The organism is Mycobacterium sp. NPDC003449, from assembly GCF_053588415.1.
The window spans coordinates 32,222-48,980 of record NZ_JBSFPX010000028.1 but is presented as its reverse complement, the minus strand read 5'-3'; the positions used below and the strand labels follow the sequence as shown (position 1 = coordinate 48,980).

The window sequence follows — 16,759 nt, the reverse complement described above, 5'->3', positions numbered from 1 at the left end:
GCGGCGGAGGCCATGGCCGCCCCAGGGGGGGTTTGCGGTAGCGGGCCAGCCCCCACCGCAAACCCGCCGCGGCGCCGGCCAGGATCGCCACAGCAAATGCCGCCGACCACAAGTTCCAGGGCACGCCGAGCGCGCCGAAAGGCACGATGGCCAGCGCGACGACGCCGTAGGTCAAGGCTGGGCCCACGGCGACGGAGGTCGGCGGGTTCAGTCCGCCCGCCCGTGCGATCAACGCCCCGGGGATCACCAGCAACAACAGTGCGATTAGCACTCCGAACCCGAAGCCCACTGGACTAGTATGGCTGCCCAGGGCGACCCGTTCCGAGCACGCCTCGGTAGCGGAAACGCGCGGTCGGGCGCTCACCAAATCGTATCGGTTTGTGGTATTCGCGGACGCTCTAAGGTGGCTGGCATGGCATACGACGTCGCCCGGGTGCGGGGGCTGCATCCGTCACTGGGCGATGGGTGGGTTCACTTCGACGCGCAGAACGGCATGTTGGTGTCCGATGCGGTCGCGACCACGGTGTCCACGGCGTTCCGCGGCTCTATGCCCACCGCCGTCGGACCCCACCCATCGGCCCGCCGCAGCGCTGCTGTCCTGACCGCCGCCCGCCAGGCCGTCGCGGACCTCGTCAACGCGGATCCGCGCGGCGTGGTGCTCGGCCCGGACCGGGCGCACCTGCTGACCTCGCTCGCCGAGGCATCCTCGGGGCGGGTGGGGCTGGGCTACGAGGTGGTGGTGACCCGGCTCGACCACGAGGCGAATATCGCCCCGTGGCTGCGTGCGGCGAATCGCTATGGCGCCAAGGTCAAGTGGGCCGAGGTCGACATCGAGACCGGGGAACTGCCCGCCTGGCAGTGGGAAGGGCTGATCGACAAGCCGACCCGCCTGGTGGCGATCACCTCGGCGTCCTCGACCCTGGGCACCGTGACCGACCTGCGCGAGGTGACCAAGCTCACCCATGAGGTCGGCGGTCTGGTGGTGGTCGACCATTCGGCCGCGGCGCCCTACCGGCTGCTCGACGTGAACGAGATCGACGCCGACGTGATCGCACTGAACGCCGTGGAGTGGGGCGGCCCGCCGATCGGCGCGCTCGTGTTCCGGGACCCCGCGCTCATCACATCGTTCGGCTCGGTGTCGCTGAACCCGCATGCCACCGGCCCGGCCCGGCTCGAGGTCGGCGTGCATCAGTTCGGCCTGCTGGCCGGCGTGGTGGCCAGCATCGAATACCTGTCCAACCTGGACGAGGCGGCGTTCGGCACCAGGCGCGAAAGACTGTCGGTGTCAATGCAATCGGCGTCCTCGTATCTGAGCCGGTTGTTCGATTACCTGCTGACCTCGCTGCGTTCGTTACCGCTGGTGATGGTGATCGGACAGCCGGAGTCCCGCATCCCGGTGCTCAGCTTCGTGGTGCGCGAGGTGCCCGCCGAACGGGTGGTGCAACGCCTGGCCGACAACGGGATCCTGGCGATCTCGAACGCCGGCTCCCGGGTGCTCGACGTGATCGGGGTCAACGACATCGGTGGCGCGGTGACCGTCGGCCTCGCGCACTACTCGACGACCGCCGAGGTCGACCAACTGGTGCGGGCGTTGGCCTCGCTGGGGTAGTCCGGATCAGACCGTCAGCACGATCTTGCCCGCGACCGCGCCGGAGGCCAGCATTTCGTGGGCCTGCTGCGCTTCCTGGACGGGTAACTCGGCGCCGATGATCGGCTTCACCCGGCCGTCGGCGATCATCGGCCACACGTTGTCCAGCACGGCCTTGACGATCTCGCCCTTGCCGCCGGGCCCTTCGACCGGACGCGGCCGCAGTGAGGTGGCGATGACGCCGGCCCGTTTGGACAGCAGCTTGCCCAGGTTGAGTTCGGCCTTGACGCCACCCTGCATGCCGATCACGACCAGGCGTCCGCCGACCGCCATGGCGTCGACATTGCGGTCCAGATAGGCCGCACCCATGATGTCGAGGATCACGTCGGCGCCCGCGCCGCCGGTTTCGGCCCGCAGTCGTTCGACGAAATCCTCATCGCGGTAGTTGATCAGCAGTTCGGCGCCGAGGTCGCGGCAGAGCTCGAGCTTGTCGGCGGATCCCGCGGTGACCGCCACCCTGGCGCCGATGGCGCGGGCCACCTGGATCGCGTGGGTGCCGATCCCGCTGGCGCCGCCGTGCAGCAGCACGAGTGCTCCCGCCGACAACCCGGCCGTCATCACCAGGTTGGACCACACGGTGCAGGCGACCTCGGGCAGGCCCGCCGCATCCCGCAGCGCGACCCCGTCGGGGACGGGAAGCACCTGCGCGGCGGGCACCGCGACGTACTCGGCGTAGCCGCCACCGGCGAGCAATGCGCAGACCGGTTGCCCGATCGACCATCCGGCGACATCTCCACCGAGCCCGGCGACGGTGCCCGAAACCTCGAGCCCGATCACCGAGCTGGCCCCTGGCGGGGGCGGATAGTTACCCGCCGCCTGCAGCAAGTCCGCACGATTGACCCCCGCGGCGCTGACTTTGATAAGAATCTCACTATTTGCCGGTTCGACGTCGGCAACGTTTTCCCAGCTCAGGGGGTTGTTCGGAGAGTGCGTAATTGCATGCATTTATCGAAGGTTACAACGCGTCAATTTCTTGCCCCCGGCAATACCCGAGTCGCTTACGATTACGCCCATGTCAGGCATGATCGCCGGGCGTACGGCAGGGGATATGCCGGGCCTGGATATAGCCGAGCAACGGTCGTGGCAGAACTACCTCGACTCGGCATTGCGCATGTATGCGACCTTGAACCGGTCGCTGGTGGATGCACATCATCTGACGCTCAATGATGTGCGCCTGCTCGATATGTTGGACAAATCGCCCACCGGTGCGGCCCGGATGGGCGATCTGGCCGAACGGCTGATGTCGTTGCCGAGCCGGGTGACCCGTCAGATCCGCAGACTGGAGGTGCAGAACCTGGTCACCAGGTGCGCCAGTCCGGAGGACGGTCGCGGGGTCATCGCCACCATCACCGAGGACGGCAGGACCGCCGTCCGGGACGCGATGGTGACCTACGGGCAGGGGGTCCGGTCGCATTTCCTCGGCCGGCTGTCCCGTCCGCAGATCGCGGCCATGGGCGAGAACTGTCGCCGGATCAGTACCGCGTTGAAGACCGGCGCCCCGCCCGCCAAGCTCGGCCGGGTGTGAAGGCCGTACGCTTGTCGGCGGTGGCGTGGCAGAGCGGCCTAATGCACTCGCCTTGAAAGCGAGAGACGGCTAACACCGTCCGGGGGTTCAAATCCCTCCGCCACCGCCATCGGTGGCTACGCCGTGTGGTGTCTCGGTCCGCACACCTAAATTTTGCTGAAGTTGCGATTTGCGTTATGACATGCGCAGATGCGTGAGCCTCTCGAGCTCTCCCTCGTCGCCGAGTAGCCGTTGGGCTCGCAGCCGAGCGCCTCAACCGCATCGTCAGATGGTGTCTCCCTGGCGTCGAGCAGGAGTGAGTAAGTGTCGTTCGACGTCTCAAGTCGAATCATCTTTCGCGGCAGCGGATCACAGTCGCATCCGGATTCTGTCCGTGGCCGAGGAGAATTTCTATTCCAGCACCCATCCAGTCTGTGATGTGCATTTACAGCACCAGATGCGTTCGTTAACAGTCGATCTCGTCACAGAAGAGCTGATCAGTCGGTGTCGTAGTACCACCAGCGCGGCGCCACCTCGGGGCCGATCGTCAAGTCCCCGCACCTATCAGCCACCGCCGCCCGCGGACGGCCTCGACCATCGCCGCGATAACGGCGACCACCAGGGCGGCCACGGCGACGTCGAACGCGATGACCGCCACCGGAATCATCCACCACATGATCTCGTCCCCCCCCCCGTGTCGTCTACGTCGTTACGGGACGAAGCGGACAACGCGCCGCGACGCTACCGATCCCAATTCCGGCGTCGCACCGGCCGGTACCGACCGCGCCCGGCTACGCGGTGCGAAGGACGTTGTTCATCGGCTTGCCGCGTGCGAGTTCGTCGACGAGCTTGTCGAGGTAGCGGATCTTGCGCATCAGCGGATCTTCGACCTCCTGCACCTTCACCCCGCAGACGACGCCGGTGATGACCGAGGTGTTCGGGTTCAGTGAGGCCCCGGCGAAGTTGTGATCGGTAGTAATTGTCGTGGGCCAATATGGACAGACAGACGGCCCAGCACACCCGCCTCCACGGTGAGCGAGCACTGGTCGGGAGACACAGAACCGCACCACACCGTGAGCCCTGACCTGCTGACCTGACGGGAAGGTAGGCGACATGCCGCAGCACGTCCCGGGGATGGCGACCCCCAGCGATCACGCCGGGATGTGGGCGCGCACGAGCGCATCGATGCCGACCACCCTCGACCGCCCCCGCGATGTTCCGCGCCCGGAGTCGGTCGACGAGGTCACCCGATGGGCCGACAGCGAGGATCTCCGCCGCACCGAGCTCGTATATGCGCCGGTGTTCTGGGTGCTCCTCCCTCTCGCTGCGATCGGCTTCCTCGTCCACCAGACCATCACCGATCCAACGGGTGCTGGCTGGAGCATCACCATCAACGGTGAGAGCCGCGATTCCTGGCCGGCCTGGGTGGCGTGGCTCGCGTGGATCGGCGTCAGCAGCTGGTTGCTCATCGCCATGGGGGTTCTGCTGCTGCGGCTGAGTGTGCTGAGGGATCTGCGTGTCGAGATCGAGTGACGACGGCGAGGCCAGTTGGGCGACCTACATCGCCCTCGACCACCAACTCGACGACCGGATCCGCCGCAGGCTCCGCCGGAAGACAGAACGACCGAGTACGTCATGAGCAGCTTCCGGATTATCACGCCGCGGAGTCTGTTCGGGACCGATCAGCAGACCAGGCAGTGGATGGCGCGGGCACGGACTGTCGAGACCCGAACGGAGATCTGGCGCTGGGCGAGGTGGGAGTCCGTCAGCTTCTGGTTGCTCCTGCTCGGCGGCATCTGCGTCTTCGCCGCCCCGGTTCTCGGTCTCGCTTCAGGTATTTGGAGCGCGTTCGACGATCAGGCCCCGCCGTGGCTGTGGTTCCTGTTAGCCCCGCTCGGCGCCGCATTCGTCCTGCTGCTGGGCGGGGCCGCCCTCGGTTCGCACGCGAAGGATCGGCGCTTGACGGCGCTTTACGCCGACGGGCAGGCGACGATCGGTCGTCTCGACGAGGTCATCACCCACCCCGGCGGCGGGGACGAGCAGACCACCTTCGAGTTCCTCATCAGCGCAGAACTCCCCGACGGGATCATCCTGCACCGCAGGCTCTATTGGGGCGAGGACAGCAGCTTGCTCTACCCGCAGCGGTGGGTCGGCCGCACCATCCAGTTCCGCCACAACACCCTCGATCCCGACGATCTGCGGGACGTGCGCTTCGACGGCTGGCCGGACCGCGAGACGAAGGGGTGGTGACCATGAGCCGCATAGACGAGACCAGTGTGGGACCTTGGCCGGGCGATCCCTCCACGGCGTGGGCCGCCGTGGAGGGGCGCGTCCGCACCCACCGCCTCTCAGACAGGCCGGAGGCGATCCCCCGCATGGACGATCTCAGCACCCGGCTGCGGCTGCGCAAGCATCCCTCGAACGCCGCCGTCGCGACGATCCTGCTTGGCGGCGCCGGCGTCGACAGAGAGACCGTGCGGATGGACGGCCAGCGGGCGATCCGCATCGTGAGTGCCTGCGAGCGGTGGGCGACGCAGCTCGAGGCAGATCCTGAGGCCTACGCCGAGTTCTGGCGGCGATGGAAGCGGGAGGATCCCGAGGTGCTCCCCTCCGAGCTGCTGTTCGGCTCGGAGGCTGCCGGTGGATTCATCACCTGCGTGGACCGTCACCACTGCTGGTTCCTCGTCATCCCCCACCGTCGCAAGGTTCGGCTGGGCAACTCCTGGCACCATGCGCACACGCTGCCCGTGTGGTGGACCACCGAGCACGCCGACTCGATCGGCATCGACTGGGGCTCGATGAGAGCTGGATCATGAGCGATCGTTCAGCCGGTTCGCGGTCTGCTCGGTCGGTGCTCCGGCGGTTCGGGAAAGCCATTGTCAGCGAGTTCACCCCTCCGCCGAAGCCGCGGCCTGCTCCGCTGCGCAAGGAGCTCCTCGAGGGGCGAGAAGCCGTCGGTATCATCCGCTATGTCGTGTCGAACGAGTCCCCCGAAGGCGGGCCGACCGACGACGATCTCGTCGTCCATATCGATGTGAACGTCGACGGTGAGCACGTGATACTGCCTCGGACGGTCAGGTCCCCGCTGCCCGGCCCTTCTGCGGGCCGCGGGCTGATCGGAAAGGAAGTCGTCGTCCGGCACACAACGCTCGACCCCTCGTATGACAATGACGTGCTCGTGGTCCGATGGCCGGCGGCGGTCGACAGAGAGCTGACACCGTTCCGGCCGACAGGGCCGGGAGCACTCGGCTATCGGATCTGGAGTGTTTTCGCGGGTCTGAGCTTCCTGATCGGCTGGGGCGGGATCATGCTCGTCGTCCCGACGGCGTGCTGGCTTCTCATCGGCATGCTCCTCCTCGGAAATCATCCGTTCGACGGCTTCCCTGGCTGGACGAACCCTGCTGTGCTGTTCCCGGCCAGCATCGTCGCGATCCCGCTGGGCTTCTGGTCGTACGCCGCTTGCGCTCACCGCAGGGAGCAAGCGCAAGCACGGATCGAGGCGGTGCGCGGCGAGGACTCGACGTGGAGGTCTAGGCCGTGAGCAGATCATCGGAAGACCGGCGATCGCGGCGGCGAGATGGGTCGCGCGGCTCGATATGGACCGACCGCGGCACCTGGATCGGACTGTTCCTGATCTCTTCAGCCCTGCTGGCCTGGGCGATCCTGCCCCTGCCGCTCGATGGCGCGTGGCGCGGGAGCATCCTGTTCGTGGCGCTGATGCTGACCGCGGTCGCGTGCGGTGCGGGCTGGCTCGGAGCCATCTCGAACAGGCCGCTGCCGGCGCTAGATCGGACACCGCGGATCGCGCGCGTGCGCGAGGTGGTCTGTCAGTGGGAGCATCCCGACACGACGGAGGAAGAGGAGGTGCGGAGGATCATCGTCGACTACCTCGGCGGCGATGGGAGGACGCACGTCGCGCACCTCGGCGACCTCATCCACGAATCGTCGATCGACCGGTTCACGCCTGAGAGCAGCTGGCACGTGTACGCCTTCGCCGATCCGGAGCTGGCCGACACGATGGTTCTGCTCACCGAGGCGCACGACGACGTGCGGCGCAGCGGCTACCTGATCACCGGCCTCCACGGCGACGTCGAGTACACGAGCCTCCAGCAGCCCGCGGAGGGATCGCCGTTCCTGAACGGGAAGCGCAGGTTCGTCTTATGAACCGCGACACCGAGGAATTGATGGCCCGGGCACGTACGCCCGAGACCCGGGCACGGATCCGCCGGTGGGCGTTACTGAAGCGCGTCTGCTTCGGGCTGGCCTGCCTCGGGTTGACGGCGTTCGTGACCGCCATCGTCGCGTCTGCGATCCGCGAAGTCCTCGGAGAGCCGGCCCCGTGGTGGGTCTTCCTCGCAGCCTTCGCAGTACTCGTGGTTTCGATCATCCCGTGGTGCCTGGCCTCGTTCAGGCTCGACGTCGCACGGTATGCCGACGGTGAGGAAACAGTCGGCACCATCATCGAGATCGTCGTCGATGAGAACACGGATCCAGAGACGCTGCCTGCATACGACATCACGATCGCGGCCGCGCTTCCGAGTGGGAGCATCCGTCGCACCTGCCGAGTGTCTGAGCGCAAGGCGCCGGAGCCTGGACAGGTGGTCCGGTTCCGCCACAACACCGGTGACCCGGCCGACCTCAAGGATGTGCTGTTCGTCGGCTTCGTCGATGCACCAGAACTCGAAGGGGGCTCAGTGACATGAGTCGCGCAAAGAACTTCTTCGGCGCTTTGTTCGGCTGGCGACACCGCCGCGCCGAGCGTGCCCGCAGCATTCGGCTCACCGGGCCGCAGGTGCGGGCGAAGGTGGTCGAGGTGAAGCGCTCCAAGGGCAGCAACGCGCACGACTACTTCGACGTCACGCTCACGTTCACCGACTCCCACGGGGTCGAGCGCGAGCACAGGGCCGGGACGCGCACCCACAAGCCGTATGTCGGCAGTATGCACTGGATCCGCTACGACCCCAAGAAGCCGGGCCGCAAGTCCACCCGGTTCGTCGAGTGGGAGCCCCGCCGTTGACCGCCGAGGCTTACAGCAACTGGTCCGGCAGCGGGCCGCACACCTCGATGAACGGACCCATCACACGTTTGAAGACTCGGGTGTCGACGTCGCCGGGCTCGAGATCGCGCATTAGGGCCGCGACGCCGAGCGTCCAGAACGGCCGCAGGTCGATGCCGGAACCCTGCGGAGCTACGTGGTCGAGGTGCAACAGGAAGGCCTTGGGCACCGGAGCAGCGACTGCCTGTGCCCATGCCGACGATGGATCGGCGGGCCAGTGTTGCGGCTCAGTCGGATGCACCCGGTACCTCGCGGTGTTCCCCGATGCTGTCGAACAGTGCGTCCTCCAGGTCGTCGGGGTCCAGCGTGGTGTGCCGGAAGCGCAGTGTCTGACCGATCTCCGGCCGCGGTTGGTCCCCGCCGAGCGTGCAGTGTCTGCGGATGGCCGGCCCGCCTTCCACCGCCGCGGACACTGTGAGCATGAAGTAGCGCGAGACGCTGCCGTCGTCGTTGGTACGACGCACCTCGGTGACCTTTTCGATCGGCGCTTCGGAAACATGCGCTTTGGTGAACCACGCGCGGTACCGCCGGTGGCCGCAGTAGAGGGCGCCGAGGATGCCCACCGGGATCAGCAGGAAGCCTGAGACGGCGGTTGCGACCCACAGTCGTTCAGGGCTGGGGCTGAACGCGCTCGCGATGGCTCCGACCAGACCGGCCACCGCCAGAACCAGGCACGTGATCGCGCCGACGCCCCACCAGTGGTAGGCGCGACCGGGCGCTGTGGACAGGGACTCGTCGACGCTCATGCGCCCGGCCCCAAGGTTGCCCTACGTTCCTCGCGTCCGAAGAACGCGTCGTCGAGGTCGTCCGGGTCGAGCGTGCGGTGACGGAACTCAACTGGCTTCTCGACCCAGCCGAGCGGATCAGGACCCCCGCCGATATCGATCCTCCGACGGATCGTCACCCCGTGTGCGAGTTCCGCATCGATCAGCAGGTGATACTTCGACGCCCCGTCTCCGTACTGGCTTTCAAGGACGTCGAGAACCGTGCCCACGGCGGTTGGAGCTCCAGCGAAGAGAGCCGCGCGGTGCTTGTCCCACGAGATCCTGAGCAGGCAGCCGCTTAGGAAGGTGGCGGCGAAGCCCGCGATCCACGCCCAGGTCGGGAAGTTACCGAGCGCACTGGCGATGCAGAACACGAAGCCTGCCAGCGTGAATAACGCGAACACCGCCCGCGCCCGGTTCCAGCGGCGGGTACCGCGATCGATGGACACATCACCCGAACCGTCCACGGCGCCCCTCCTCGCCCGCTTCCCGTCGTTGTCTCCCACCATATCCAACGCGCACTTCTTGTCTTTTCGAAAGCCTGGCAATTTTCTGAAAGCCCGCTGTGGATGCTTCGGATACGGTGTGGCGGCCATGTCGGTATCGGAGAGCACGGTGAACGCCAGTACGTACGGACGCGCGGACCGGATCACCCGGCCGTCTCCGCCACGATCATCACGAGGTGACGCTCGGGCCCGGGGTAGCCACCGTTTCGTCCGCGGCAGTGATCACTACCGATGCGTCGAAGAGGGCGGCCGGGAAATTCCGCAAGCCGCGTGATGTCCGTGGTGCTGGCGCGGATCACGGGGCGAGTGGCGGCGTTGCTCATACCCGCCCGCCACCGCTCTAGAGTCGCTGTGCGGTGAAGGTGGCGGCCTGGTCGGCCATCCCGTTCGTCGCGTACAGGCTGTGCAGGTTCGCGTCGCCCGGGTCGGTCGAGCACACCGGATCCCCGTCGACGCACATCTCGACGGTCTTGGCGGTGTACAAGTGGCCGATGGTGATCGGTGGTGCGGTCGACTGGATGGTGTTCATGAACCCGGTCGACGGTTTACCGAACAGGGCCACCGCCGCGACGTGATCGGCCACATCCGTCGGCATCGGCCCGGTGATTCCTTCGGGGAGCACGAAGTTCGGCGGCACCGAGTCCGCGGTGATGTAGGCGGCGACCGCGGCGCCCTGGGAGAAGCCGCCGAGCACCGTCTTGGTGTCCGGGCAGGCGGCCGCGGTCTGGCGGATCTTGTTGCTGGCGTCGATCACCCCGTCGGCCGCCCTTGGGAAGTCCAGCGACGCAGGGTAATTCACCGGATACACGTCCACCGACTTGTTGCCGACCTGATTGCGCAACGCATCGACGAAGGCCTGCCCGGTGCCGCCGACACCCGGCGGCTCGAACGTGCCTCGGGCGAAGACCACCTGCACGTCCGGACACGGTGCGGCATGGGCCGCTGGCGGTGCGAGGAAGATCCCGAATGCCGGTGCCAAGGTGGCCAGAACCGCCGCGGCAAGCCGGCCCGATCCGAAGACGCTCATGTGTTCCCCAACTCCACGTAAGTTCACACCCGACGGCTGACTCAGCTGCACTAGCGCGCGAGAGTCGGGCGAAATTGATAGCACCTCTAACCGTAGAGAGGAATCGCCGGGTTCGCACTACCGGAAACATGGTCGGTCGTGTGGTTTACTTCACAATTCCGTCGACCGCCTGACGGAGCAGCGGCGCATCGGCGACGATTTGCAGTTCGGTGAGGAATTCGATGCGTGTCCTGGTGGCCGGGGCGACGAGCGTCGCCGGGGCCCCGTTGCTGCGCGAACTCACCGCACGCGGACACCGGGTGGCCGGCGTGACCCGATCGGCCGCCAAGACAAGCCAGATCTCGGCTCACGGTGCCGAGCCGGTGCTGGCCGATGTTCTCGATGCGGGCCAGATCGACTCTGCGGTAGGCGAATTCGCGCCCGAGGTGGTGGTGAGCCTGCTGACCACCCTGCCCAAGCTGGGACCGTTGCGGATCAGGGACTTCGACCCGGCCAAGGAACTGTGGAGCCGGGGCGCCGGGAACCTGGTGGCCGCGGCACAGCGTGCGGGGGTGCGTCGCGTGGTCGCGGAATCGGTGATCTTCGCCTACGGCTACGGTTCGACCGGGCCGGATCTGATGGATGAGACCGACCCGTATCCCGGCCCGCCGCCGCCCGGCGGCGAGGAGATGCTCGCCGCGTTGCGCGGGATGGAACGCAATGTGCTGACGTCGGGCGAGCGTAGTGGCACCGAGGGAATCGTGTTGCGCTACGGCGCTTTCTACGGGTCCGGCGTCACCCACGACGACCTGTTCCGCCGGCTGGCCACGTGGTGGGCGCTGCCCGCGATGACGGGCGGCGGAACCCTGTCCTGGGTGCACATCGACGATGTGGCCCGCGCGACGGCCGATGCGCTGGAGCGCGGACGGGGCGGGGAGATCTACAACATCGTCGACGACCGGCCGCGGTCGTTCGGCGACTACGTGGCCGAGCTCAACGCCAAGCTGAACCGGCCGCGCCCCTGGCCGATCTCGCGGCGGCTGGTCGGTCTGGTGGCTCCGTATGCGGCTACCGCATTCGGCACCACGTGGCTGCCGTTGTCGAACGCGAAGGCCAAGGCCGAACTCGGCTGGACGCCTACTCCCCGGTGAACCGCGGCGGCCGCTTCTGGAACATCGCGGTGACCGCCTCGGTCAGATCCTTCGACGGCAGGAACGCCGAGTTCCACGCCGCCACGTAGCGCAGGCTCTCCGACACCCGGGCGATGCGCTGCTGATCGAGCACGTCCTTGACGCCGGCGACGGTCAGCGGCGGGTTGGCCGCGATCTCGGCGGCGGTGGCATGCGCGGCCGCGAGCGCGGCATCGGGATCGTCGTAGACATCGTTGACCAGACCGATCTTCTCGGCCCTTGCGGCATCGATATCTCGGCCGGTCAAGGTCAACTCGCGCAGATGCCCGTCGGACAGGATCAGCGGAAGGCGGGCCAGGCTGCCCACATCGGCCACGATCGCCAGTTTGGTTTCCCGCACCGAGAACTTCGCGTCGGCGCTCGCGTAGCGAATGTCGGCCGCGCTGATCAGGTCGACCCCGCCACCGATGCACCAGCCGTGGATGGAGGCCACGGTCGGGGTGCGGCAGTCGGCGACCGCGCTGATCGCGCCCTGCATCTTCTGCAGCGTGGTGTGGAACTCGGCGCGGGCCTTGGCCCCGGCATCCAGGCCGGGCAGCGTGGCGCCCATGGCGGGCAGGTCGAGCCCGTAGCTGAAGTTCCTGCCCGACCCGGTCAGCACGATCGCCCGCACCTCCGGATCGGCGTCCAGCGCGCCGAACAGCCCGGGCATCTCGGCCCAGAACGCCGGCCCCATCGCATTGCCCTTACCCGGACCGATCAGGGTCACCTGCGCGACGTAATCCTTGGTTTCGACGGAAACGGACTCGTACGTGTCGCTCATGGGAGGGACACTACCGAGTATGAACGAACTCGAATCCGCCGAGGCGACCCTCGGTGTCCTGCAAGGCGTCCTTCAGGAGATCACCGCAGACGACCTGTCCCGGCAGACGCCCTGCCGGGAATTCGACGTGGTTTCGTTGACCGACCACCTGCTGAGCTCGATCACCATGATCGGGGGCGCCGCGGGCGCTGAGATCCCGGCCCGTGACCCGGATGCCCCGGTGCGCGATCAGGTTCTCGCCGCCGCCCGACCCGCGGTGGCCGCGTGGCGCGAGCGGGGTGTCGACGGCACCGTTCCATTCGGCCAGGGCGAGGTGCCCGCGACCATGATGGCGCGCATCCTCTCGCTCGAATTCCTGGTTCACGCCTGGGATTACGCCGCGGCCGTCGGGCTCACGGTGGACGTGCCCGATCAGCGGTCCGAGCGCGTCCTGGAATGGGCGCAGGGCATCATCACGCCGGAGGGGCGGGTGCGTGCGGGCTTCGACGATCCGGTCGAGGTCGCGGCCGATGCGCCGGCGATGGACCGGCTGCTGGCCTTCACCGGGCGCAGGCCCTAGACCCGCTGCAGGTAGAAGTACAGGTAGCGGGGTTCTCCGGAGCCGGTGTCGACCGCGCCCTTACCGTTCATGATGCCGATGACGGTGTCGTCGTCGACCACCTTGAAATGATCGTGCACCGGGCGCCCGTCGTAGACCATCGAGGCCGTCACCTCGCCGCGGAACTCCTCCAGCCACAGGCTGGCCTCGCCGTTCATGGCCTCGGTGTTGGAGAACTTGTTGCCGTCGGCGTCCAGGCACACGAGCGGTTTGGCGTCGTCGGCCGATACGAAGGTCTTACCGAACCAGTTGAGCCGCTTCATGAATCCGTTGGCTTTGTGGCCGGTGTGGAATTCGCCGCCCTGCCATTCGCCGATCATGAATTTGATTCCGGCCGGTTTCAGCACGGCCCAGAACGCGTCGAGTTCGGCATCGGGAATCTGGTCGTCCCGGTTTTTGAAGGCCTCGAACGTGCCACGTGCGTCGGCCATCACCCTCCTATCCAGCCCTGGGCGAAGGCCAGGAACGCGTCGTTTTCGTGCGGAGCGCCGATGGTGACCCGCACGCCGTCTTCACCGTACGGCCGCACGATGATCCGGTTGTCGGCGGCCCTGGCCACGAAGTCCAGTGTGCGTTCGGCCAGCGGCAGCCAGACGAAGTTGGCCTGCGACTGCGGAAAGTCGAACCCCGCTTCGCGCAGTGCGGTGCTCACCCGGGTCCGTTCGGCCACGACGGCGTCGGTGCGGGCCAGGAGTTCGTCGGCGGCGTCCAGGCTGGCGATGGCCGCGGCCTGCGAGACGCTCGTCGCGCTGAACGGTACGTACACCTTGCCCAGCGCGGTGACGATGTCCGGGTCGGCGACGGCGTAGCCGACCCGCAGCCCGGCCAGCCCGTAGGCCTTGGAGAAGGTCCGCAGCACCACCACATTGCGGTGATTCCGGGCCAGCCCGAGGCTGTCGGGCGCCATCCCGTCGCGGATGTACTCGACGTACGCCTCGTCCAGCACGACCAGGATGTCCGGCGGCACCGCCGCCACGAACCGGGCCAACTCATCCGGGTCGACCACGGTGCTGGTCGGATTGTTCGGGTTGCAGACGAAGATGAGCCGGGTGCGGTCGGTGATCGCGGCCAGCATGGCGTCGAGGTCATGGGTGTGGTCCCGCAACGCCACCTGCACGCCGGTGGCTCCCGCGGTGCGCACCTGCAGCGGATAGATCTCGAAGCTGCGCCACGCGAACAGCACCTCGTCGCCGACGGTCGATGTGATTTGGATCAACTGCTGGCACAAGCTCACCGATCCGCAGCCGACGGCGACGTTCTCGGGTGCGACGTCGACATGCTTGCCCAGACGTTCCCGCAGGTCGAGGTAGCCGTTGTCGGGATAGCGGTTGACGTTCTCGGTGGCTTTGAGGATCGCGTCGCGTACGCCGGGCAGCGGCCCGTGCACAGTTTCGTTGCTGGCGATCTTGATCGCGCCCGGGACCGTTTTGCCTGGTGTGTAGGCGGGAAGGTCAGCCATTTCGGGCCGCAATCGGATAGTCATTTGGTCAGCATAGGTGAGGCTGTGTACGCTGTGCCCTCGGCGGTTTCGGGCACCAGGACGGCGTCCGGTACCCTCACAGAAGTTCAAGGAGGCGTGCCAGAGCGGCCGAATGGGACTCACTGCTAATGAGTTGTCCTCTTACCGGGGACCGGAGGTTCAAATCCTCTCGCCTCCGCCACGGTTGACCCCGGTCGACCGCACAACTGAATATGCGATGTACCAAGCGCCCGTAGCTCAACGGATAGAGCATCTGACTACGGATCAGAAGGTTAGGGGTTCGAATCCCTTCGGGCGCGCTCGTGCTCTCACTTGCGGGTGATCGTCGCCGCGATATCGCAGGCGATCTCACCCAGCACCTCATCGGTCACATGCGTGCGGGCGGCCTGCCGGTCGAGCTGGAACATCGACGCCAGCAGGTCCACATGTCCGGAGATCTGCACCCGCGCCAGTTCCCACGGCACATGCAGGCCGTGCCGGCGAGCGAGGAACCGGAGCAACACCCCGACACGGTCGTTCATCCAGGGCGAGCGGCCCATGACGGCCGTGGCCGACGTCCTCATCTGCCCGGCGTACCGGCGGCGCCGCGAAGTCCCGGCCGGACCGTGCCCGGACTGGCGCTGCTGCGTCCCCTGCTGCGGCCTGGCCCGGCAGGGCGCCTCACCACGCGGTGCATCGCACCCGGTGAAGGCGGCCGTCCGCATCACCTTCGCGGTGGCCATCGCGTGTCTGTGACCCATCGACCCGTATCTGCTCCGCCGAATATTGTTTGCCACATCGACTTTACGGGACGATCGCCGCACCGCGCCGAAATCAGGTCCACAGCACCGCGATCCCCGCGGCGAGTAGCGGGAGGGCACCCGCGGCGACGAACAGCGGCAACACCGGTCCTCCGGTCCGGCGCTGGCGCACCCGGCCGATACCGAGGACGGCGCCCAATGTGATCAGGATGATCAGCTTGACGCCGATCTTCGGATAGTTGATCGCGATGCCCGCGGGCCACGGTGCGGCCAGGGCCAGGCCGGTGAGCAGTGAGAGCGTGATCCCGTAGTCCATCACCCGGGTGATCTCGAAGCGGCGGGCGGCCGCCTCGGCGACCCAGGCGCCGACCATGACGGCGAAACCGATCAGGTGCAGATAAACAACTACATTGCGTAGTAGGTCCATGGCCGGATCTTAGGCGACACACGTCGGCGCGCCACGCTCAGCTAGGGAGGGAGCGCGACGCGCCAACTTCGGCCCAGAGTAAACCCGTGTGGCTCCAGATTCCAGCGGTTTGCCGTCCGCGCGGCGGTCATCGGCCGCCGGTGACGTAGCGTGGGGCCGGTGCGGCTCCTGCTCATCGCCGATACCCATGTACCCAAGCGTGCTCGCGATCTCCCCGGCCGACTATGGGATGAGGTCGAGCGCGCCGACGTCGTTGTCCACGCGGGCGATTGGGTGGAACCGGGGTTGCTCGACGCGTTGGGCGACCGGGCCGCGCGGCTGGTGGCCTGCTGGGGCAACAACGACGGCGCAGAGCTGCGCAGGCGGTTGCCGGAACGGGCCGATGTGACATTGGCCGGCCTGCGCTTCACCGTGGTCCATGAGACCGGCGCGGCCACCGGCCGTGAGGGCCGGATGGCGCGGGACTATCCGAACACCGATGTGCTGGTGTTCGGCCACAGCCACATCCCGTGGGACACCACCACGAAAACCGGTCTGCGGCTGCTGAATCCGGGCTCGCCGACGGACCGACGGCGTCAGCCGTACTGCACCTACATGACCGCCCACGTCGCGGGCGGCGTGCTCTCCGATGTCGAACTGCATGCCCTGGACCGGCCATGACCCGATCGCGGAACGCGAAGGCGAAAGTCGCCGACGTCCACGAGATCGCCGCGTCGATGCCTCACGTCAAGCGGATCGAGGGGCCCAAGGGCAACCCGATCTACCAGGTGGGCGGAAAGTCGTTCGTGTTCTTCCGCACGCCGCAGCCGGATGCGGCCGATCCGGATACCGGTGAGCACTACCCCGACGTCATCATGATCTGGGTGGAATCCGAGAGCGACAAGCTCGCCCTCGTGCAGGATCCGGGCTCGCCCTTCTTCACCACCGGGCGGTTCGATGACCATCCCTCGGTTCTGTTGCGGGCCAGTCGGTTAGCCGAGATCAGCCGTGGCGAGCTGGCCGAGCTCATCCAGGACGCCTGGCTGTCGCAGGCCTCGGCGCGGCGGGCCGAGAAGTGGCTGGCCGAACACGGCTGAA

Annotated in this window: 22 protein-coding genes, 3 tRNA genes and 3 pseudogenes; 16 read left to right on the top strand and 12 right to left on the bottom strand. The window is 67.2% G+C overall.

Annotated features, from left to right (window positions below; genetic code table 11):
- A partial coding sequence (locus ACWDTP_RS10710; protein WP_450019332.1) for a DUF6541 family protein occupies positions 1-289 on the bottom strand: 289 nt, incomplete at its 3' end.
- A 123-nt stretch (positions 290-412) separates the two neighbouring features.
- On the opposite strand from ACWDTP_RS10710, the gene ACWDTP_RS10705 reads away from it, so the two are divergent.
- Complete coding sequence (locus ACWDTP_RS10705; protein ID WP_450019330.1) at positions 413-1,609, top strand: cysteine desulfurase-like protein; 1,197 nt, start codon at positions 413-415, stop codon at positions 1,607-1,609.
- Between the two features lie 6 nt (positions 1,610-1,615).
- Here the strand turns inward: ACWDTP_RS10705 and ACWDTP_RS10700 are convergent, their stop codons facing one another.
- The gene (locus ACWDTP_RS10700) at positions 1,616-2,593 is read right to left on the bottom strand and encodes an NAD(P)H-quinone oxidoreductase (protein ID WP_450019328.1); all 978 of its coding nucleotides are present in this window, start codon (positions 2,591-2,593) and stop codon (positions 1,616-1,618) included.
- A 67-nt stretch (positions 2,594-2,660) separates the two neighbouring features.
- Here ACWDTP_RS10700 and ACWDTP_RS10695 point away from each other — a divergent pair, with 67 nt between their 5' ends.
- Both ACWDTP_RS10695 and ACWDTP_RS10690 read left to right on the top strand, forming a co-directional pair.
- Complete coding sequence (locus ACWDTP_RS10695; protein ID WP_450019326.1) at positions 2,661-3,173, top strand: MarR family winged helix-turn-helix transcriptional regulator; 513 nt, start codon at positions 2,661-2,663, stop codon at positions 3,171-3,173.
- 19 nt (positions 3,174-3,192) lie between these two features.
- Positions 3,193-3,282 (top strand) — tRNA-Ser (locus tag ACWDTP_RS10690).
- Positions 3,283-3,943: 661 nt separating this feature from the next.
- Here ACWDTP_RS10690 and ACWDTP_RS10685 read toward each other — a convergent pair.
- Positions 3,944-4,129, bottom strand: a pseudogene (locus tag ACWDTP_RS10685) (DUF2200 family protein); the annotation flags it as partial.
- Between the two features lie 208 nt (positions 4,130-4,337).
- On the opposite strand from ACWDTP_RS10685, the pseudogene ACWDTP_RS10680 reads away from it, so the two are divergent.
- From ACWDTP_RS10680 to ACWDTP_RS10650, 7 genes and pseudogenes are all read left to right on the top strand, one after another.
- Positions 4,338-4,740, top strand: a pseudogene (locus ACWDTP_RS10680) (hypothetical protein); the annotation flags it as partial.
- A 47-nt stretch (positions 4,741-4,787) separates the two neighbouring features.
- Complete coding sequence (locus ACWDTP_RS10675; RefSeq protein WP_450019324.1) at positions 4,788-5,402, top strand: hypothetical protein; 615 nt, start codon at positions 4,788-4,790, stop codon at positions 5,400-5,402.
- A 2-nt stretch (positions 5,403-5,404) separates the two neighbouring features.
- Positions 5,405-5,968: a hypothetical protein gene (locus ACWDTP_RS10670; RefSeq protein ID WP_450019322.1), complete on the top strand. Its 564-nt coding sequence runs from the start codon at positions 5,405-5,407 to the stop codon at positions 5,966-5,968.
- Between the two features lie 35 nt (positions 5,969-6,003).
- The gene (locus ACWDTP_RS10665) at positions 6,004-6,693 is read left to right on the top strand and encodes a hypothetical protein (protein ID WP_450019320.1); all 690 of its coding nucleotides are present in this window, start codon (positions 6,004-6,006) and stop codon (positions 6,691-6,693) included.
- A gap of 260 nt (positions 6,694-6,953) precedes the next feature.
- Entirely contained in the window at positions 6,954-7,316 is a 363-nt protein-coding gene (locus ACWDTP_RS10660; RefSeq protein WP_450019340.1) for a hypothetical protein, read from the top strand.
- The gene (locus ACWDTP_RS10655) at positions 7,313-7,855 is read left to right on the top strand and encodes a hypothetical protein (RefSeq protein WP_450019318.1); all 543 of its coding nucleotides are present in this window, start codon (positions 7,313-7,315) and stop codon (positions 7,853-7,855) included. Before ACWDTP_RS10660 ends, ACWDTP_RS10655 begins: the two co-directional genes overlap by 4 nt.
- Positions 7,852-8,169: a DUF3592 domain-containing protein gene (locus ACWDTP_RS10650; protein ID WP_450019316.1), complete on the top strand. Its 318-nt coding sequence runs from the start codon at positions 7,852-7,854 to the stop codon at positions 8,167-8,169. The genes ACWDTP_RS10655 and ACWDTP_RS10650 overlap by 4 nt, the downstream gene beginning before the upstream one ends.
- 10 nt (positions 8,170-8,179) lie before the next feature.
- Here ACWDTP_RS10650 and ACWDTP_RS10645 read toward each other — a convergent pair.
- The 4 genes and pseudogenes from ACWDTP_RS10645 to ACWDTP_RS10630 form a co-directional block, all read right to left on the bottom strand.
- Positions 8,180-8,368, bottom strand: a pseudogene (locus ACWDTP_RS10645) (hypothetical protein); the annotation flags it as partial.
- Between the two features lie 67 nt (positions 8,369-8,435).
- Positions 8,436-8,954: an ABC transporter permease gene (locus ACWDTP_RS10640; protein WP_450019314.1), complete on the bottom strand. Its 519-nt coding sequence runs from the start codon at positions 8,952-8,954 to the stop codon at positions 8,436-8,438.
- Positions 8,951-9,625 carry a hypothetical protein gene (locus ACWDTP_RS10635; protein ID WP_450019312.1) on the bottom strand — a complete coding sequence of 225 codons (675 nt, stop codon included), beginning with the start codon at positions 9,623-9,625 and terminating at the stop codon, positions 8,951-8,953. The genes ACWDTP_RS10640 and ACWDTP_RS10635 overlap by 4 nt, the downstream gene beginning before the upstream one ends.
- 193 nt (positions 9,626-9,818) lie before the next feature.
- Positions 9,819-10,505: a cutinase family protein gene (locus tag ACWDTP_RS10630; RefSeq protein ID WP_450019310.1), complete on the bottom strand. Its 687-nt coding sequence runs from the start codon at positions 10,503-10,505 to the stop codon at positions 9,819-9,821.
- 221 nt (positions 10,506-10,726) lie between these two features.
- Between ACWDTP_RS10630 and ACWDTP_RS10625 the strand changes: the two genes are divergently transcribed.
- Complete coding sequence (locus ACWDTP_RS10625) at positions 10,727-11,635, top strand: NAD-dependent epimerase/dehydratase family protein (protein WP_450019308.1); 909 nt, start codon at positions 10,727-10,729, stop codon at positions 11,633-11,635.
- On the opposite strand, the gene ACWDTP_RS10620 is transcribed toward ACWDTP_RS10625, so the two are convergent.
- Complete coding sequence (locus tag ACWDTP_RS10620) at positions 11,622-12,437, bottom strand: crotonase/enoyl-CoA hydratase family protein (protein WP_450019306.1); 816 nt, start codon at positions 12,435-12,437, stop codon at positions 11,622-11,624. The genes ACWDTP_RS10625 and ACWDTP_RS10620 overlap by 14 nt on opposite strands.
- A gap of 19 nt (positions 12,438-12,456) precedes the next feature.
- Between ACWDTP_RS10620 and ACWDTP_RS10615 the strand changes: the two genes are divergently transcribed.
- Entirely contained in the window at positions 12,457-12,996 is a 540-nt protein-coding gene (locus ACWDTP_RS10615; RefSeq protein ID WP_450019304.1) for a TIGR03086 family metal-binding protein, read from the top strand.
- Here the strand turns inward: ACWDTP_RS10615 and ACWDTP_RS10610 are convergent.
- Positions 12,993-13,466 carry a DUF4334 domain-containing protein gene (locus tag ACWDTP_RS10610; protein ID WP_450019302.1) on the bottom strand — a complete coding sequence of 158 codons (474 nt, stop codon included), beginning with the start codon at positions 13,464-13,466 and terminating at the stop codon, positions 12,993-12,995. The two genes, ACWDTP_RS10615 and ACWDTP_RS10610, sit on opposite strands and share 4 nt — an antisense overlap.
- Positions 13,466-14,518: a histidinol-phosphate transaminase gene (gene hisC / locus ACWDTP_RS10605; protein WP_450019300.1), complete on the bottom strand. Its 1,053-nt coding sequence runs from the start codon at positions 14,516-14,518 to the stop codon at positions 13,466-13,468. Before hisC ends, ACWDTP_RS10610 begins: the two co-directional genes overlap by 1 nt.
- 87 nt (positions 14,519-14,605) lie before the next feature.
- Here hisC and ACWDTP_RS10600 point away from each other — a divergent pair.
- Together ACWDTP_RS10600 and ACWDTP_RS10595 are read left to right on the top strand one after the other, a co-directional pair.
- Positions 14,606-14,696: transfer RNA gene (locus ACWDTP_RS10600), tRNA-Ser, on the top strand.
- A 45-nt stretch (positions 14,697-14,741) separates the two neighbouring features.
- Positions 14,742-14,814 (top strand) — tRNA-Arg (locus tag ACWDTP_RS10595).
- 9 nt (positions 14,815-14,823) lie between these two features.
- On the opposite strand, the gene ACWDTP_RS10590 is transcribed toward ACWDTP_RS10595, so the two are convergent.
- Together ACWDTP_RS10590 and ACWDTP_RS10585 are read right to left on the bottom strand one after the other, a co-directional pair.
- A complete protein-coding gene (locus ACWDTP_RS10590) occupies positions 14,824-15,237 on the bottom strand; it encodes a hypothetical protein (protein ID WP_450019298.1) in 414 nt (137 codons plus the stop codon).
- A 91-nt stretch (positions 15,238-15,328) separates the two neighbouring features.
- Positions 15,329-15,682: a Fe-S protein gene (locus ACWDTP_RS10585; RefSeq protein ID WP_450019296.1), complete on the bottom strand. Its 354-nt coding sequence runs from the start codon at positions 15,680-15,682 to the stop codon at positions 15,329-15,331.
- Between the two features lie 159 nt (positions 15,683-15,841).
- Here ACWDTP_RS10585 and ACWDTP_RS10580 point away from each other — a divergent pair, with 159 nt between their 5' ends.
- Together ACWDTP_RS10580 and ACWDTP_RS10575 are read left to right on the top strand one after the other, a co-directional pair.
- Positions 15,842-16,342: a metallophosphoesterase family protein gene (locus ACWDTP_RS10580; protein WP_450019294.1), complete on the top strand. Its 501-nt coding sequence runs from the start codon at positions 15,842-15,844 to the stop codon at positions 16,340-16,342.
- The gene (locus tag ACWDTP_RS10575) at positions 16,339-16,758 is read left to right on the top strand and encodes an MmcQ/YjbR family DNA-binding protein (protein WP_450019292.1); all 420 of its coding nucleotides are present in this window, start codon (positions 16,339-16,341) and stop codon (positions 16,756-16,758) included. The genes ACWDTP_RS10580 and ACWDTP_RS10575 overlap by 4 nt, the downstream gene beginning before the upstream one ends.
- Position 16,759: the final 1 nt, after the last annotated feature.

What these genes read in the sequence shown, in the direction of transcription:
- ACWDTP_RS10705 (WP_450019330.1), top strand. Translation starts at nt 413, where the DNA reads ATGGCATACGACGTCGCCCGGGTGCGGGGGCTGCATCCGTCACTGGGC.
- ACWDTP_RS10700 (WP_450019328.1), bottom strand. Translation starts at nt 2,593, where the DNA reads ATGCATGCAATTACGCACTCTCCGAACAACCCCCTGAGCTGGGAAAAC.
- ACWDTP_RS10695 (WP_450019326.1), top strand. Translation starts at nt 2,661, where the DNA reads ATGTCAGGCATGATCGCCGGGCGTACGGCAGGGGATATGCCGGGCCTG.
- ACWDTP_RS10675 (WP_450019324.1), top strand. Translation starts at nt 4,788, where the DNA reads ATGAGCAGCTTCCGGATTATCACGCCGCGGAGTCTGTTCGGGACCGAT.
- ACWDTP_RS10670 (WP_450019322.1), top strand. Translation starts at nt 5,405, where the DNA reads ATGAGCCGCATAGACGAGACCAGTGTGGGACCTTGGCCGGGCGATCCC.
- ACWDTP_RS10655 (WP_450019318.1), top strand. Translation starts at nt 7,313, where the DNA reads ATGAACCGCGACACCGAGGAATTGATGGCCCGGGCACGTACGCCCGAG.
- ACWDTP_RS10650 (WP_450019316.1), top strand. Translation starts at nt 7,852, where the DNA reads ATGAGTCGCGCAAAGAACTTCTTCGGCGCTTTGTTCGGCTGGCGACAC.
- ACWDTP_RS10640 (WP_450019314.1), bottom strand. Translation starts at nt 8,954, where the DNA reads ATGAGCGTCGACGAGTCCCTGTCCACAGCGCCCGGTCGCGCCTACCAC.
- ACWDTP_RS10630 (WP_450019310.1), bottom strand. Translation starts at nt 10,505, where the DNA reads ATGAGCGTCTTCGGATCGGGCCGGCTTGCCGCGGCGGTTCTGGCCACC.
- ACWDTP_RS10625 (WP_450019308.1), top strand. Translation starts at nt 10,727, where the DNA reads ATGCGTGTCCTGGTGGCCGGGGCGACGAGCGTCGCCGGGGCCCCGTTG.
- ACWDTP_RS10620 (WP_450019306.1), bottom strand. Translation starts at nt 12,437, where the DNA reads ATGAGCGACACGTACGAGTCCGTTTCCGTCGAAACCAAGGATTACGTC.
- ACWDTP_RS10615 (WP_450019304.1), top strand. Translation starts at nt 12,457, where the DNA reads ATGAACGAACTCGAATCCGCCGAGGCGACCCTCGGTGTCCTGCAAGGC.
- ACWDTP_RS10610 (WP_450019302.1), bottom strand. Translation starts at nt 13,466, where the DNA reads ATGGCCGACGCACGTGGCACGTTCGAGGCCTTCAAAAACCGGGACGAC.
- hisC (WP_450019300.1), bottom strand. Translation starts at nt 14,518, where the DNA reads ATGACTATCCGATTGCGGCCCGAAATGGCTGACCTTCCCGCCTACACA.
- ACWDTP_RS10590 (WP_450019298.1), bottom strand. Translation starts at nt 15,237, where the DNA reads ATGGCCACCGCGAAGGTGATGCGGACGGCCGCCTTCACCGGGTGCGAT.
- ACWDTP_RS10585 (WP_450019296.1), bottom strand. Translation starts at nt 15,682, where the DNA reads ATGGACCTACTACGCAATGTAGTTGTTTATCTGCACCTGATCGGTTTC.
- ACWDTP_RS10575 (WP_450019292.1), top strand. Translation starts at nt 16,339, where the DNA reads ATGACCCGATCGCGGAACGCGAAGGCGAAAGTCGCCGACGTCCACGAG.